17 protein-coding genes are annotated in these 13,331 nt (G+C 61.6%); 9 read left to right on the forward strand and 8 right to left on the reverse strand.

Annotated features, from left to right (window positions below):
* Window positions 1-53: 53 nt before the first annotated feature.
* Entirely contained in the window at window positions 54-986 is a 933-nt protein-coding gene (gene znuA, locus ACTG1P_RS10475) for a zinc ABC transporter substrate-binding protein ZnuA (protein ID WP_440001206.1), read from the reverse strand.
* 93 nt (window positions 987-1,079) lie between these two features.
* Here znuA and znuC point away from each other — a divergent pair, with 93 nt between their 5' ends.
* Both znuC and znuB read left to right on the forward strand, forming a co-directional pair.
* A complete protein-coding gene (gene znuC / locus ACTG1P_RS10480) occupies window positions 1,080-1,856 on the forward strand; it encodes a zinc ABC transporter ATP-binding protein ZnuC (protein ID WP_005354861.1) in 777 nt (258 codons plus the stop codon).
* A 21-nt stretch (window positions 1,857-1,877) separates the two neighbouring features.
* The gene (znuB, locus tag ACTG1P_RS10485) at window positions 1,878-2,657 is read left to right on the forward strand and encodes a zinc ABC transporter permease subunit ZnuB (RefSeq protein ID WP_323876125.1); all 780 of its coding nucleotides are present in this window, start codon (window positions 1,878-1,880) and stop codon (window positions 2,655-2,657) included.
* Between the two features lie 9 nt (window positions 2,658-2,666).
* On the opposite strand, the gene ACTG1P_RS10490 is transcribed toward znuB, so the two are convergent.
* Window positions 2,667-3,557 (reverse strand): LysR substrate-binding domain-containing protein, encoded by an 891-nt coding sequence (locus ACTG1P_RS10490; protein WP_440001207.1) that lies wholly within the window; start codon window positions 3,555-3,557, stop codon window positions 2,667-2,669.
* A 91-nt stretch (window positions 3,558-3,648) separates the two neighbouring features.
* On the opposite strand from ACTG1P_RS10490, the gene ACTG1P_RS10495 reads away from it, so the two are divergent.
* Entirely contained in the window at window positions 3,649-4,506 is an 858-nt protein-coding gene (locus ACTG1P_RS10495; protein ID WP_440001208.1) for a DMT family transporter, read from the forward strand.
* Window positions 4,507-4,510: 4 nt separating this feature from the next.
* Here the strand turns inward: ACTG1P_RS10495 and ACTG1P_RS10500 are convergent, their stop codons facing one another.
* A complete protein-coding gene (locus ACTG1P_RS10500; RefSeq protein WP_440002295.1) occupies window positions 4,511-5,098 on the reverse strand; it encodes a uracil-DNA glycosylase family protein in 588 nt (195 codons plus the stop codon).
* Window positions 5,099-5,200: 102 nt separating this feature from the next.
* Between ACTG1P_RS10500 and rarD the strand changes: the two genes are divergently transcribed.
* Window positions 5,201-6,091 (forward strand): EamA family transporter RarD, encoded by an 891-nt coding sequence (rarD, locus tag ACTG1P_RS10505; protein WP_440001209.1) that lies wholly within the window; start codon window positions 5,201-5,203, stop codon window positions 6,089-6,091.
* Here rarD and ACTG1P_RS10510 read toward each other — a convergent pair.
* Entirely contained in the window at window positions 6,073-6,807 is a 735-nt protein-coding gene (locus ACTG1P_RS10510; RefSeq protein ID WP_219595093.1) for a substrate-binding periplasmic protein, read from the reverse strand. The two genes, rarD and ACTG1P_RS10510, sit on opposite strands and share 19 nt — an antisense overlap.
* Before the next feature lie 44 nt (window positions 6,808-6,851).
* On the opposite strand from ACTG1P_RS10510, the gene ACTG1P_RS10515 reads away from it, so the two are divergent.
* Complete coding sequence (locus ACTG1P_RS10515; RefSeq protein ID WP_411625504.1) at window positions 6,852-7,196, forward strand: GIY-YIG nuclease family protein; 345 nt, start codon at window positions 6,852-6,854, stop codon at window positions 7,194-7,196.
* Window positions 7,197-7,285: 89 nt separating this feature from the next.
* Here the strand turns inward: ACTG1P_RS10515 and pspG are convergent, their stop codons facing one another.
* From pspG to ACTG1P_RS10535, 4 genes are all read right to left on the reverse strand, one after another.
* The gene (gene pspG / locus ACTG1P_RS10520; protein ID WP_005335871.1) at window positions 7,286-7,504 is read right to left on the reverse strand and encodes an envelope stress response protein PspG; all 219 of its coding nucleotides are present in this window, start codon (window positions 7,502-7,504) and stop codon (window positions 7,286-7,288) included.
* Between the two features lie 48 nt (window positions 7,505-7,552).
* Entirely contained in the window at window positions 7,553-7,759 is a 207-nt protein-coding gene (locus tag ACTG1P_RS10525; protein WP_005335873.1) for a PspC domain-containing protein, read from the reverse strand.
* A 2-nt stretch (window positions 7,760-7,761) separates the two neighbouring features.
* The gene (gene pspA / locus ACTG1P_RS10530; RefSeq protein ID WP_236381994.1) at window positions 7,762-8,424 is read right to left on the reverse strand and encodes a phage shock protein PspA; all 663 of its coding nucleotides are present in this window, start codon (window positions 8,422-8,424) and stop codon (window positions 7,762-7,764) included.
* 210 nt (window positions 8,425-8,634) lie between these two features.
* On the reverse strand, window positions 8,635-9,363 hold the full coding sequence (locus tag ACTG1P_RS10535) for a 1-acylglycerol-3-phosphate O-acyltransferase (protein WP_005335875.1): 729 nt from the start codon (window positions 9,361-9,363) through the stop codon (window positions 8,635-8,637).
* A 184-nt stretch (window positions 9,364-9,547) separates the two neighbouring features.
* Between ACTG1P_RS10535 and ACTG1P_RS10540 the strand changes: the two genes are divergently transcribed.
* From ACTG1P_RS10540 to ACTG1P_RS10555, 4 genes are read left to right on the forward strand one after another with little or no spacing between them, the layout of a single operon-like run.
* Entirely contained in the window at window positions 9,548-9,925 is a 378-nt protein-coding gene (locus tag ACTG1P_RS10540; protein ID WP_139741679.1) for a hypothetical protein, read from the forward strand.
* Window positions 9,926-9,977: 52 nt separating this feature from the next.
* Window positions 9,978-12,020, forward strand: coding sequence for a protein-disulfide reductase DsbD family protein (locus tag ACTG1P_RS10545; RefSeq protein ID WP_440001210.1), 2,043 nt, complete (start codon window positions 9,978-9,980; stop codon window positions 12,018-12,020).
* A 9-nt stretch (window positions 12,021-12,029) separates the two neighbouring features.
* The gene (locus tag ACTG1P_RS10550) at window positions 12,030-12,773 is read left to right on the forward strand and encodes a DsbA family protein (protein ID WP_440001212.1); all 744 of its coding nucleotides are present in this window, start codon (window positions 12,030-12,032) and stop codon (window positions 12,771-12,773) included.
* A gap of 3 nt (window positions 12,774-12,776) precedes the next feature.
* Window positions 12,777-13,292 (forward strand): protein disulfide oxidoreductase, encoded by a 516-nt coding sequence (locus tag ACTG1P_RS10555; RefSeq protein WP_440001213.1) that lies wholly within the window; start codon window positions 12,777-12,779, stop codon window positions 13,290-13,292.
* Window positions 13,293-13,331 lie beyond the last annotated feature (39 nt).

The raw sequence follows: 13,331 nt of genomic DNA on the forward strand, positions 1-13,331 counted from the left end.
GTCAGATGCTGGAGGTCAGTATAGTCCCTCCGGATGACAGGCTCAGCCGGTGATCAGCGACACTGGGTGAATGCGTCTGCCAGTTGCTGCATAAATTGGGGATAACCATCCGGGCCGAGCGGCACCTGTTCACCCACCTCATCCAGTAACAGCACCTTGGCGCCGGTATTGCGCGCCACCGATTCGATCACAGCCGGTGAGAATTGCGGCTCGGCATAAATGCAGCTCGCCTGCTTCTCTTCCAGTGCCTTGCGGATATCCACCAGGGTCTTGGCGCCCGGGCGACGCTCCGGACTCACGGTAAAGTGACCTTTTGAACTCATGCCGTAATGGCGCTCCCAATAGCCATACGCCTCGTGGAAGACAAAGTACCCCTTCTGGTTCACCGCCTTCATCTGCCCAGCAATCACCTTGTCCTTGGCATTCACCTTGGCGTCAAATACTGCGAGGTTGGCCTCATAGCGAGCCTGATTGGCCGGATCCAGCTTGCCCAATTCACTTGCGATCGCCTTGGCAATCACCTTGGCCTGCGTCGGGCCAAGCCAGATATGGGGATCGACCCCTTCGTGATGATGTCCCTCATGCCCTTCATCATGGTCACCGTGCTCGTGGGCGGCATGATCGTGATCATCATGGTCATGGGAGTCGTGACTATCCAGAGTCGCGTAGTTGAACAGCGGCATCCCCTCAACCTGAGTCAGGGCCAGAGCATGGGGATGATTAGCCAGCGGCTTGGCCATAAAACCTTCCAGCTCGGGGCCAACCCACACCACCAGCCCAGCACTGTTGATGTTGCGAATATCGGAAGGGCGCAGGGAGAAATCGTGGGGAGAGGCGCCGGTCGGCAACAATACCTTGGGCTCACTCACGCCGTCAGTGATCGCCGCAGCGATGAAGCCAAGGGGCTTGATGGAGGTCAGTACCTCAATGGCACGAACAGGCAAACTCACCGCCAGCAGGGCAGTGAAAAGCGCAATAATTCTCATTGGTGAATCTCGTCAGGGGGTGAGTATGTGATAATATAACAGCCTCTTTTTGTTATATTATAACTCTCACTGGCTGTAAACCCCGGAGTTGTCATGAGCCAACTGGTAGAGCTAAAAGAGGTCTCTCTCTCGTTTGATGGACGCTCTGTGCTCGACAAGGTCTCCTTTACCCTCAATAAAGGCAAAATCACCACGCTAGTCGGCCCCAACGGGGCGGGCAAGAGCACCCTGAGCAAGCTGGTGCTGGGTCTGCTCACACCGGATTCGGGCAAGATCACCCGCAGCCGCGACCTGAGAGTCGGCTATGTGCCCCAGCGCCTCTATCTGGATCCCACCTTGCCGCTGACGGTGCGTCGCTTCCTGCAACTGGGCAAGAATAGCCGCCTCTCCATCGAGGAAGCACTGGCCCGGGTGGGCGCAGAGGGATTGCTGGAAAACCGGATGCAGAAGCTCTCCGGTGGCGAGATGCAGCGGGTACTGCTGGCTCGCGCCCTGCTGGTCAAGCCCGAGCTGCTGGTGCTGGATGAGCCGGTGCAGGGTGTGGATATCACCGGCCAGATCGAGCTCTACGCCCTCATCGGCCAGCTCGCCGCCGAGTTCAATTGCGCCGTGCTGATGGTCTCCCACGACCTGCATCTGGTGATGGCCAGCACCCACGAGGTGATCTGCCTCAATCGCCACGTCTGCTGTCATGGCGAGCCGGAAAGCGTGGCCCGCCACCCCGAATTTGCCCGTCTGTTCGGGCGACCGGAGCAGGAGGTGCTGGCGGTCTATACCCACCATCACCACTGCGACGGCGAACACCACCATCATGAACCGCAGGCTCCCGTCATCCGCCTGCCTTCTCGCAACAACGCTCACAGCAAATAGCCCAAGCAACAGGACATTCAAGTGGACAGCTTTCTGTTATACGCCCTCGCGGCCGGTCTCGGCATCGCCCTGCTGGCCGGCCCCCTCGGCAGCTTCGTGGTATGGCGCAAGATGGCCTATTTTGGCGATACCCTCTCCCATGCCTGTCTGTTCGGTATCGCGCTGGGCATCCTGCTACAGGTCGATCTCACCCTGGCGGTAGTGGTCTGCTGCCTCGCCATGGCGATGCTGCTGGTGATCATGAGTCGCAACCAGCAGGTAGCAACAGATACCCTGCTCGGCATTCTGGCCCACAGCGCCCTGTCGCTCGGTCTGGTTACCTTGAGTTTTATGGATAACGTGCGGGTGGATCTGATGGCCTACCTGTTCGGCGACCTGCTCTCGGTACAACCGATGGATCTGCTCTGGATCTACGGCGGTGGCACGCTGGTACTGCTTACCCTGTGGCGACTGTGGGATCCCCTGCTCTCCATGACCATCTCGGAAGAGCTGGCACGGGTAGAAGGGATCCGGGTCGATGTGCTGCGCTGTGTATTGATGCTGCTGATCGGGCTGGTGATCGCCGTGGCGATGAAGTTTGTCGGCGCGCTGATCATCACCTCCCTGCTGATCATCCCCGCCGCCACCGCCCGCCGCTTCAGCCAGACGCCGGAGCAGATGGCCGGCTTTGCCGCGCTGATTGGCTGTCTCGCCGTGCTGGGTGGATTGACCCTCTCCTGGTATCAGGACACCCCGGCAGGCCCTTCGGTCGTCGTCTGTGCCACCAGCCTGTTTGTACTGAGCCAGTTCAAGAGAGCGTAACGGTGCAGGCTAGAGCGGCATGCTCTGGCGTGTCTCCATCATCAGCCACTGGCGCAACCGGCTGATAGCGGGCTCATGGGCCCGCGATCGCTTGCAGGTAAAGTAGAAGGCATCCCCCGTCTCCAGCTGGTGTACCGGCAAGGCCACCAGCTGGGGATCATCGGGCCGCAGCATGTAGTCATTCACGAACGCCACCCCCTGATCCCAGGCCGCCGCCTCCATCGCCAGCAGCACATGGCTGAAATGGTGCATCCGCGCCTCGTCCGGGATCACCAGCCCGCCCGCCTTGGCCCAGCGCTGCCAATCCTCGCCCCGCGCCTTGTAAATGGACTGCACCGAGAGCAGCGGCAGCTGCCAGATGGCCTCAGGCCACTCCCCGCAGACCTGCTGCAACAAGCGGCGGCTGCAGACCGGAAAGAGCCGCTCCTGATAGATAAGATCGTGGCAGTAGCCCCGCCCGTTGGGTGAGACTGTGATAAAGCAATCCGCCACCCGATCAGATAGCTCAGGATCTTCCGCCACCATCTCCAGACTCAAATCCAGCTCGGGGTAGAGCTGGCGCAATCCAGCCAACCGCGGGATCAGCCACTTCACCGCAAACGAGCTGTAGACCGCGAGCCGGACTCGCATCTCGCCGCCCCCGCGCAACTGTTCGCTGCTTTGGGCTATCTGGCTGAGCCCGGCGGCAATCCCTTCGAAGTAGCTCTCCCCCTGCGGCGTCAGCGAGAGCAGGCGCCCCTGACGCAGCAGCAAGCGCTCACCCAGAAAATCCTCCAGCAGGCGGATCTGGTGGCTGACCGCACTCTGGCTGACGTTCAGTTCAAGGGCGGCACGGGAGAAGCTGAGCAGCCGGGCCACTACCTCGAAATATTGCACCGCACGCAGAGGAGGAAGCTTCATTATCTAAATATCTCATGGGTGGTCATTTTTTATCATTTTACTGGATATCAACCGGCACGCTACCCTCCCCTCATCTGAAGTGGGAGGTGGTATGAATGCAGTAGGGGTCGGCATCCTTTATCTGGTGCTGGGCAATATGGTGGCGGTCTTTTCCGATGCGCTGGTCAAGGTGCTGGAACCGGATCAGCCCATCTTCCAGTTTGTCTTTTTCCGCCAGCTCTCGGCCGCCATTCTGCTGATGCCCTGGCTGCTCTGGTCATGGCGCCGCAACCCACCGGTGGCCATCAAGTGGCACCTGCTGCGGGCCCATATTTGGGCGGTCGGCGTCTGCCTGATGGTGGTGGCCCTCACCCGCTTGCCGCTCGCCACCGCCAATGCCTTGTTCTATGCCGCGCCGCTGATGATGGTGCCGCTGGCGGTGTGGATGGCAGGAGAAGTGATCTCGCGCCAGAAGGTGCTGACCGCAGTCATCGGATTTATCGGGGTACTGATCGTGCTGCGCCCGACCGAGGTGAACTGGGCCGCACTGGCGGCGCTCGGGGTGGCGCTGTCGATGGCGCTCAACAACCTGCTGATCAAGCGGATCCCGCTCAAGCAGCCCATCGCCCAGACCCTGTTTTTCACCAACGTGCTGAGCATGCCCTTTATCCTGGCGCTGGCATTGTGGGAAGGGGGCGACTGGCAGTGGCAGATGTGGTGGCCCGCCTTCGGCTCCTCGGCGCTGATCATGGTCTATGCGGGATTGTGCGTGGTGGCCTATCGCAAGGCGGAGGCGAGCAAGATCGCCTCGGCGGAGTACACAGGTCTGCTGATGGCGGTGGCCATCGGGGTGTGGCTGTTTGACGAGCAGCCCGGTCTGCCGCTGCTGCTGGGCTGTATCTGCATCGTACTGCCGCTCATCGCCATGGCCCGCAGCAAACCCAAACCGCTGGCCGAACCGGCTGTTTAAGCGCTCAGGGTCGCTCGAGCAAAGGGGCGACCCTTTGCTGCAGATGAGGGACGATCTCCTGCTCGAACCAGGGATTCTTCCTGAGCCAGAGGGTATTGCGCGGCGAAGGGTGCGGCAACGGCAGCCAGCCGGGGCCATAGTCAGCCCAGCTGCGCACCGTCTCGGTCAGCGATCCCCTGGCCGCCTTGCCCAGATAGCGATGCTGGGCATATTGACCGATTAGCAGGGTCAACTCGATATTGGGCAGCAGCATCAGCACCTTGTCGTGCCAAGTGGGCGCACACTCGGGTCTGGGTGGCAGGTCGCCCGACTTGCCCTTGCCGGGATAACAGAGCCCCATCGGCATAATCGCAATGCGTGATTCGTCGTAGAAGGTGGGTTTATCGACCCCGAGCCAGTGGCGCAAGCGATCGCCAGAGAGGTCATCCCACGGGATACCGCTGGCATGCACCCGAGTGCCGGGGGCCTGACCGATGATCAGCAGGCGGGCACTCTCGGCCCCGCGGATCACCGGCCGCGGCCCGAGCGGCAGATGCGCCTCGCACAGGCGGCAGGCGCGGATCTCTTCAAACAGGCTATCCAGTCGACTCATGAGCGCGATAGTAACAGAGTTTTCCACCAGATCTCGCTTGTGAAAGGGGTGGCCTCTATTTATTATTCACCGATAGATGTTTAATTTAATAAACAGGTAGAGATGAAAAACTGGCTAGGCACGGGCACGGCGACCCTCTCCTTCATCCTCTGGGGGATGCTGCCGCTCTATTATCAGTTCATGCCCGAGGTCAACATGTGGGAGCTCATCTCCCACCGCGTGCTCTGGTCGGTTGTCCTGCTTGGCGGCCTGTTTCTGCTGCTTGGCCACAAGGTGCCCTGGACACAGCTGCGCAGCGAGCCGCGCCAGCTGGGCCTCATCCTGCTGGCCGGCCCGGTCATGTCGATCAGCTGGTGCATGTTCACCTGGTGCCTCACCACAGGGCAGGTACTGACCACCAGTCTCGCCTTCTTCATGACGCCGCTGTTCAATATCGTATTCGCAGTCATCTTCCTGAAAGAGCGGCTCACCCCGCAAAAACATCTGGCTGTCGCCCTGGCACTGGCGGGTCTAGCCTACATGCTCTTCTGCTACGGCCAACTCCCCTGGTTCTCCCTCATCATGGGGGCCAACTTCGCCTGCTACGGCCTTATCAAGAAGAAGATCCACTACGACACCGGCACCAGCCTCTATCTGGAAGCCATGGTGCAACTGCCCGTCGCGCTGATCATCATCGGCACGCTGGCGTGGCACGGGGAAGGGGCATTCGTGAACGGGGATCTGGCCGACAAACTGCTGCTGATGGGCAGTGCGCCCGCCACCCTGTTGCCGGTGGGGCTCTTCTGCTACGCGGTGGCGAGAACCCGGATGAGCACGGTGGGCCTACTGCAATATATCGAGCCCAGCCTCGCCTTCCTGCTCGCCATCTACTGGTTTGGTGAGGCGCCGGACCCCATCAAGGCGGTCGGTTTCGCCTTCGTCTGGGCTGGTCTGCTGGTGAGCCTGTTACCGCTGCACCGGCTCAAGCGCCGCCCTCAGGGCGTACCGCGATAGGACTCCAACACCTTGTGCCAGCGGGGATCCCTGTCCATCTGCTCGGCGATGTCGTTGAGGGTGGCATGCAGCTCTGGGCGAGATTTTGGCAGCAGGATATGGCGGGTATAGCTGGATTGGGGGAAGGGTGAGATAAACAGCTTGCCCTGATAGTGCTGTGCGTCGATGAAAAAGCCCAGCGATGAACCACTCACCAGCGTCACATCGATGCGCCCGCGCACCAGCAGCTCGAGGTTGGTCTTCACCTTTTTGGCATCCTGACGTACCAGCTCGCCGCGGCCAGCTGCATCATCGATCCCCTGATAGCGGTAGCCCTCCACCCCGCCAAACACCAACCCCTTGAGGGAGTCAGGCCCGCGATAGGTGATCGGCTTGTCGATGTTCGAGACCAGCTCGTTGGTGTCGCGCATCACCGGAAAGGTCCAGAGATAGCGCTCACGATGGGGATCCCCCACCCAGGCGGGATTGACCCAGACCACCAGACCATCAAAGTCGGGATCCGCCATCTCCAGCGCCAGTCGGGCGCGATTGACCAGCCAGAGCTCGATTCTGGGTTCACCCCCCAGCTTTTCATTGAGATACTTGACCAGCTCGCGGCTCAGCCCTGCATCCACTCCGGTGTTGAAGGGGGGATGCTGATGGTAATCGTAGAGACGGATCGTCTCCCCCAGAGCCGGGACCGACAACAATAACCACAACCAAAACCAGACTCTCATCGCACCTCCTTGAGCTGCCTCTGAGTTTGGCACAGAGAATTTGAATGAGAGAACCCGCGACCACCACACCGGCACAGCAACCATCTGCCCCTTCCCGCTGGTCTGTCTATATGGTGCGTACCGCCACCGGCCTGCTCTATACCGGGATCAGCACGGATCCGCTGCGCCGCCTGCGCCAGCACCAGAGTGGCAAGGGCGCTCGCGCCCTGCGCGGCAAGGGGCCACTGACGCTGGCGTGGCAACAGGAGGTCGGCGAGAAAGGGGCGGCCCTGCGCATCGAATATCGCCTCAAACAGCAGCCAAAATCCTTCAAGGAACAGCTGATAAAAAGCCCGGCACTCTGGCAGAGCTGGAGCGAGCAGTGGTTAACCGAAACGCCCCGACCTTAAGGGATGCAGGCAAAAAAGGCCACTCGATGAGTGGCCGGAAAGGGGAAATCAGGGAGCATCACACAACGTCTTGCACAACCTCAGGCGGGTTAGAGGTAGGTATTGGAACGCTTGCTGCGGTTACTGATCAGCCAGCAAACTGCCAGCACCAGCAACAACCAGGGGGCCAGCTTGATGATCAGAGCAAGCATGCCGCCCAGTGCCCCAAGCAGCACGAACAGGCCGCTCACCAGCAACATGGCTACCAGGGTAAAACCGGTCAGTGCCATGACCAGCAGCACCACCAGCAATATGAAAAATTCCAGCATAACTTGCTCCTTATCAGTACCTTGTCTGCCGGCTGATCAACCCTTCGGTCAATCCAGCCAGCGCTTCAATTCATAACGGGGCGGCATCACCAGCACCGCCAGCAGATAGGCGGCCAGTGCCAGCGGCGGCATCAGGATCAGGGCGAGCAGTGCCACCACCCGCACCGTGACTCTGGAGACCCCCAACCGCCTGGCAATACCGGCGCAGACCCCGGTTAGCTTGCGATGCACCAGATCCTTGGGCCAGGGGCTCATGATTACACCTCCGCCTTCTGGCCTTTGAGGCGAGCTAGCTCGCGCTCGATCTCGTCATTGAGCTCCAGCTCGCGGAACTGGGCCTCCAGCGAGGGATTCTGCCCCAGGGTGGCCGCCTCCAGCTGGGCTTCCAGCTGATCGACCCGGCCCTGAAAACCATCAAAGCGCGCCATCAGCTCATGCATCCGCTGGTTGTCCACCTGAGCGCGGGCACGAATGCGGCTGTGGGCAGTCTGCTCGCGCAGGGTCAGCAGTTTCTGCTTCTCGCGCGCCTCGGTCAGCTTGGCAGCCAGCCGTTCGCTATCGGCGGTAAGCTGGGCCAGCACCTCGGCGACCCGAGTCTTGTCCTGCTCCAGCTGTTCACATTTTTTGACCTCCGCCAGCTTCTCGGTGAGGGCGGCGCGGGCCAGATCCTCACGTCCCTTCTGGATGGCGAGCTCGGCCTTGGCCGACCACTCCAGGATCTGCGCCTGCAACGCCTGCTGGTGACGCTCCAGCTGTTTCTGTTCGGCAATCACGCGGGCGGCCTGGGTACGCATCTCGACCTGCACCTGCTCCATCTCTTCGATCATCAGGCGCAGCATCTTCTCTGGCTCTTCACTCTTGTCGAGCAGGCTGTGCAGGTTGGCATTAATCACGTCGGTCAGGCGGCTGAATACACTCATGGTCTGGCTCCTTGTTGATGGGATGGCTATCTCTTCCCATTGCATTACAAGAGCCGTGCCAATAAAAATTATTGTTGCTTTACATATAGATGGGAATTTACTGAAGAAACTCAAGAAGGGATTGTTGGTGAGAATAGCCAACCAGGTGGTGATTTTTACCAACAAAAAAGGGAGCCTGTGGCTCCCTTGTCGATGCGTCTCCGATATCCGTCAGGCGGCGTGGCTGTGGCCCAGCTTGCTGTCCAGTTCAGTCAGTTTGGCCTCCATCCGGGCGCGGCAGGTATCGGAGAGATCGCGAATGCCGCTGGCACCGTGCTCCTTGCTACAGACCGGCGCCATCACTTCCACCAGCACTTCGCCGTTGTCCCAGCGATTGAGATCGACCTGACCGAAGTAGCTGGAGCAGACGATGGGCACCACGGGAACTTCAGCCTGTACCGCAGTGTGGAAAGCGCCCGCCTTGAACGGCAGCAGGCCACGTCCCTGGGAGCGGGTCCCTTCCGGGAACATCCAGATGGAGGTGCCACGGTTCTTGATGCGATCCACCACCTGACCTATGGTGCCGATGGCACGGGAGCGGTTGGAGCGGTCGATCAGCACGTTGCCGGAGAGCCAGAAGATAAGGCCAAACAGCGGCAGCCAAAGCAGGCTCTTCTTGCCCACCGCCACCACGCCGGGCTGCACCGCACCGGTCACGGTGAAGATGTCGAAGTTGCTCTGGTGGTTGCAGACGTAGACCGCCGGGCCGACCGATTTGACCTCGTCGGCCACCGTCACCTTGACTCGCAGCCCGATCAGCGGGCAGACCGCGTGATACATGCGGGCGAAGACATAGACGTTGTTGGGATGGCGCGGACGAACCAGACAGAGCAGCAGGCCGAACAGGAACCAGAAAATGAGCAGCAGACCAAGCAGCAGCACACGGGCAATTTTGAGCATCGAACACCTCGAGTTTTAACTCGGCGCAGTATACTGATCCCCCTTTTAGCGAACAAGCGTTCGCCAAACAGAACCGACCACCCTCTCCGTCGCCCCCCCACAGTGCAGCTCATCAATACGCCGCCGACTTGCCCCACCCGCCATTGGTCGTTAGGATGGCCCCATCTTGATGGACGGGGCGAACATGATGTTGCAACAACGGGTAGCGAAACATCTCCTGCTGCTGGTCTGCCTGCTGGTGCTCAATTGTGCGGCCCAGCCGCTGGCCCGGCTTGCCCTGCTCGATCACGCCCTCAGCTGTCAGGCACTGCCCGTTCCAGGCTCGGCAACGGATCAAGAGGATGCCAAACCGGCCAGCCCGCAGCCCACCAGCTGCCAGCTCAACGGCAAGTGGCTGAGCGCCGCCACCCTGCTCTGCGTCGAACAGCTCTTCTTTGCCGTGGCCGTGCTGCTCGCCCTGCTGGCCCCCCTTTGGCGCTACACACCGCCACTGCCCCCTCCCAGAGTCATCTCACCGCCCGAGCGACGTCTGCATCTCACCCTCTGCGTCTGGCGGGAATGAGTTTGGCAGCGTTCTTTCGTTAGCTGTCACTCATTTTTGCGAGACCAAAAAGATGTCGAATCTCTTCAAGACGGCCCTGCTACTGGGCAGTCTGCTGTGGCAATCCATGGGATTGGCCAGCGACACGGGCTGGCTCACCAGCCCACAGAATGATCACGCCCGGGTACGGCTGCAGGCCGACCGCGGCACGGCAGATCAGACCCGCATCCTGCTCGATGTCGAGCTGGAGTCGGGCTGGAAAACCTACTGGCACAGCCCGGGAGAAGGGGGCATTGCTCCCCAGATCCTGTGGGACGAGCCGGTCGGAGACTTTCAGTGGCGCTGGCCGGTGCCACGCCACTTCGAGGTAGCCGGGCTCAGCACCCAGGGTTATCAGGGGGAGGTGACCTTCCCTCTGAGCCTCAATTACCCAACCGGGCAACCGCTCAAGGGGACTCTGCGCCTCTCGACCTGCAGCAACGTCTGCATCCTGACCGACTTCCCCTTCACCCTCGCGCTGGATGGCGCAGCCCCAGCCGACTTCGATTTTGCCTGGGCGAAGGCGATGAGTACCCTGCCCCAGCAATTGCCTGCCGAAACCCGGGTCGAGCTGGGTTATCAGCACAACCAGCTGCAACTGCGCGCCGAGCGGGCGGAGGGCTGGCAATCACCAGCGCTCTTCATCGACGCTCTGGAGGGGGCCGAATTTGGCAAACCGGCGCTTAAGGTCGAGGGCAACACCCTGATCGCCCGGGTGCCGGTGAGCGATGGCTGGCAGGGGGATGCGCCGGATCTGCGTGGCCAATCCCTCGGCCTGCTGCTCACCAGTGGCGAACAGGCGTGGCAGGGCAAGGGGACGATCGGCGCGCCGCTCGCACTGCCCAACCAGAGTCATTCGCTGTTCTGGCTGCTAGGGGCGGCGCTGCTCGGCGGCCTGATCCTCAACCTGATGCCCTGCGTGCTGCCGGTGCTGGCGCTCAAGCTGGGAACAGTGTTGCAACATCAGAAGCGTGAACAGGGAACGGTGCGCAAGCAGTTCCTCGCCGCCAGCACCGGGATCATCGCCTCCTTCTGGGTGCTGGCGGCCATGAGCAGCCTGCTACGCGCCACGCAAGGGGCCGTCGGCTGGGGCATCCAGTTCCAGAGCGCCGGTTTTATCGGCTTGATGGTGCTGGTGACCCTGCTGTTTTGCGCCAACCTGCTGGGGCTGTTCGAGATCCGCCTGCCCAGCGCCCTCAGCACCCGCCTCGCCACCAGCGGCGGCAACGGCCTCGGCGGTCACTTCCTGCAGGGGAGCTTCGCCACTCTGCTGGCGACCCCCTGCTCGGCCCCCTTCCTCGGCACCGCGGTGGCCTTTGCGCTGGCAGCCCCCCTTGGTCAGCTCTGGCTGATCTTCACGGCATTGGGGATTGGCATGAGCCTGCCCTGGCTGCTGGTGGCAGCCCTACCACGGCTCGCCCTTTGGTTGCCGAAACCAGGGCGCTGGATGAACCATCTGCGCATCCTGCTTGGCCTGATGATGCTGGGCTCCAGCCTCTGGCTCACCAGCCTGCTCGACAACCATCTCGGCAGCTATGCCACCGGCTGGCTGATGGTTGCCATGCTGCTGGCACTGCTGATTGGCATCATATGGCGTTACGGCATGCGCGGCTTCACGCTGGCGATCGCCCTCGCAGCCCTGATTGGCAGCCCCCTGTTGCTGAGCGGTGCCTTTAGCGCGCAGGGATCGGCCAACGTTGACAAGGTGGTCTGGCAGCCGCTCTCTGAACGCGCCATCACAGATGCGCTGGCCCAGAACAAACGGGTCTTTATCGATGTCACCGCCGACTGGTGCGTTACCTGCAAGGCCAACAAATACAACGTGTTGCTGCGCGATGAGGTACAACAGGCCCTCTCGGCCCCCGATGTGGTGGCCCTGCGCGGCGACTGGAGCAAACCAAGCGACACCATCGCCGCCTTCCTGCGTAAGCGGGGTGCGGCAGCCGTCCCCTTCAACCAGATTTACGGCCCGGAGTTGCCGCAGGGGGTCACGCTGTCACCCCTGCTCGACAAGGACGATCTGCTGACCACATTGCACAAGGCTGGCCTGCTTCAGGCTGGCACCACCCGATTTTAAGGAGTAATCATGAAACCGACTCTGAGCGCCCTGACCCTGCTGGCCTCCCTTTCCGCAGCCCTGCTGGCCCCGGCCCTGCACGCCGCCCCTTTCACCCCGGAGCAGGAGGCGCGCATCAAGGAGCTGATCCGCGAGACCCTGATCGCCAACCCCAAGATCCTTGACGAGGCGGCCGAATCCTGGGAGAAGCAGAACGCGGCAGCCCAGGAGGCGCAGCTTGGCAACTTCATCAAGGGCAACAAGGATGTGCTGTTCAACAGCGCCACCAGCCCGCGTCTCGGCGCCAAGAACCCCAAGCTGACGCTGGTGCTGTTCACCGACTACAACTGCCCCTACTGCAAGCAGTTCGATCCCCAGCTGACCAAGCTGCTCAAGGCCTATCCGGACGATCTGGGGCTGGTGATCAAGCTGCTGCCGTTCAAGGGGCAGACCTCCGCCAAGGCGGCCCAATACAGCCTGACCCTGTGGCAGCAAGATCCCGCCCGCTTCCTCACCCTGCACGACAAGCTGATGAGCAAGCAGGGGATGCTGACCGAGGCGGACATCAACAAGGCGCTGGCCGCCACCGGCAACACCGCGCTCAAACCGGCCGCCAAGGCGACCGAAGAGCTGCGCAACAGCCTGCGCATCGGCACCATTCTGGGGGTACAGGGCACACCGGCGACGCTTATCGGCAACCAGCTGGTGCCGGGTGCCGTTCCCTATGAGGAGCTGGAGCAGCTGGTAAAGGCCGAACTGGCCAAGCAGGGGTAAGGGATGACTACCAACCCTCAACCCCGCTGGCGACGCTGGAGCAAGGAGGCGCTCTGGCTGCTGTTGCTGGTACTGGTCATCTCGACCCTGCTCGATCTGTGGCGTAGCCCGACCCTGCCAGAGGGGGCGATGAATGCCCCCGTCACCCTGCAGGATGGCACCAACACGGATCTCGCTACCTTAAGTCAGAACAAGCCGCTGCTGGTCTACTACTGGGCCAGCTGGTGCGGGGTGTGCCGTTTCACCACCCCGGCCGTGCAGCAGCTCTGGCAGGAGGGGGAAAACGTGCTGACGGTGGCGCTGCGCTCCGGCAATGCAGAGCAGCTTGGCAAGGGGATGAGCAAGAAGGGGCTCACCTTTGCGACCCACAACGACGAGTCGGGGGAGCTGGCCGCCCAGTGGCAGGTAGGGGTCACCCCGACGTTCCTCGTTATCAAGGATGGGACGCTTGTAAGCAGCACCACCGGCTGGAGCTCGAAGTGGGGCTTGCAGCTGCGACTCTGGTGGGCGTTGCTCTAGCCACGCAGCATCGTTGCCTGCAACAGGGCCATCCCACCG

This window comes from Aeromonas sp. 11P, from assembly GCF_051920165.1.
Classification (GTDB): domain Bacteria; phylum Pseudomonadota; class Gammaproteobacteria; order Enterobacterales; family Aeromonadaceae; genus Aeromonas; species Aeromonas veronii.

Bases quoted from the DNA above. Each gene is read 5' to 3' on its own strand.
- ACTG1P_RS10545 (WP_440001210.1), top strand. From the start codon at position 9,978: ATGTCGAATCTCTTCAAGACGGCCCTGCTACTGGGCAGTCTGCTGTGG.
- ACTG1P_RS10515 (WP_411625504.1), top strand. From the start codon at position 6,852: ATGAGAGAACCCGCGACCACCACACCGGCACAGCAACCATCTGCCCCT.
- pspG (WP_005335871.1), bottom strand. From the start codon at position 7,504: ATGCTGGAATTTTTCATATTGCTGGTGGTGCTGCTGGTCATGGCACTG.
- pspA (WP_236381994.1), bottom strand. From the start codon at position 8,424: ATGAGTGTATTCAGCCGCCTGACCGACGTGATTAATGCCAACCTGCAC.
- ACTG1P_RS10550 (WP_440001212.1), top strand. From the start codon at position 12,030: ATGAAACCGACTCTGAGCGCCCTGACCCTGCTGGCCTCCCTTTCCGCA.
- ACTG1P_RS10495 (WP_440001208.1), top strand. From the start codon at position 3,649: ATGAATGCAGTAGGGGTCGGCATCCTTTATCTGGTGCTGGGCAATATG.
- ACTG1P_RS10500 (WP_440002295.1), bottom strand. From the start codon at position 5,098: ATGAGTCGACTGGATAGCCTGTTTGAAGAGATCCGCGCCTGCCGCCTG.
- ACTG1P_RS10525 (WP_005335873.1), bottom strand. From the start codon at position 7,759: ATGAGCCCCTGGCCCAAGGATCTGGTGCATCGCAAGCTAACCGGGGTC.
- znuA (WP_440001206.1), bottom strand. From the start codon at position 986: ATGAGAATTATTGCGCTTTTCACTGCCCTGCTGGCGGTGAGTTTGCCT.
- znuC (WP_005354861.1), top strand. From the start codon at position 1,080: ATGAGCCAACTGGTAGAGCTAAAAGAGGTCTCTCTCTCGTTTGATGGA.
- ACTG1P_RS10540 (WP_139741679.1), top strand. From the start codon at position 9,548: ATGATGTTGCAACAACGGGTAGCGAAACATCTCCTGCTGCTGGTCTGC.
- ACTG1P_RS10510 (WP_219595093.1), bottom strand. From the start codon at position 6,807: ATGAGAGTCTGGTTTTGGTTGTGGTTATTGTTGTCGGTCCCGGCTCTG.
- rarD (WP_440001209.1), top strand. From the start codon at position 5,201: ATGAAAAACTGGCTAGGCACGGGCACGGCGACCCTCTCCTTCATCCTC.
- ACTG1P_RS10490 (WP_440001207.1), bottom strand. From the start codon at position 3,557: ATGAAGCTTCCTCCTCTGCGTGCGGTGCAATATTTCGAGGTAGTGGCC.
- ACTG1P_RS10535 (WP_005335875.1), bottom strand. From the start codon at position 9,363: ATGCTCAAAATTGCCCGTGTGCTGCTGCTTGGTCTGCTGCTCATTTTC.
- ACTG1P_RS10555 (WP_440001213.1), top strand. From the start codon at position 12,777: ATGACTACCAACCCTCAACCCCGCTGGCGACGCTGGAGCAAGGAGGCG.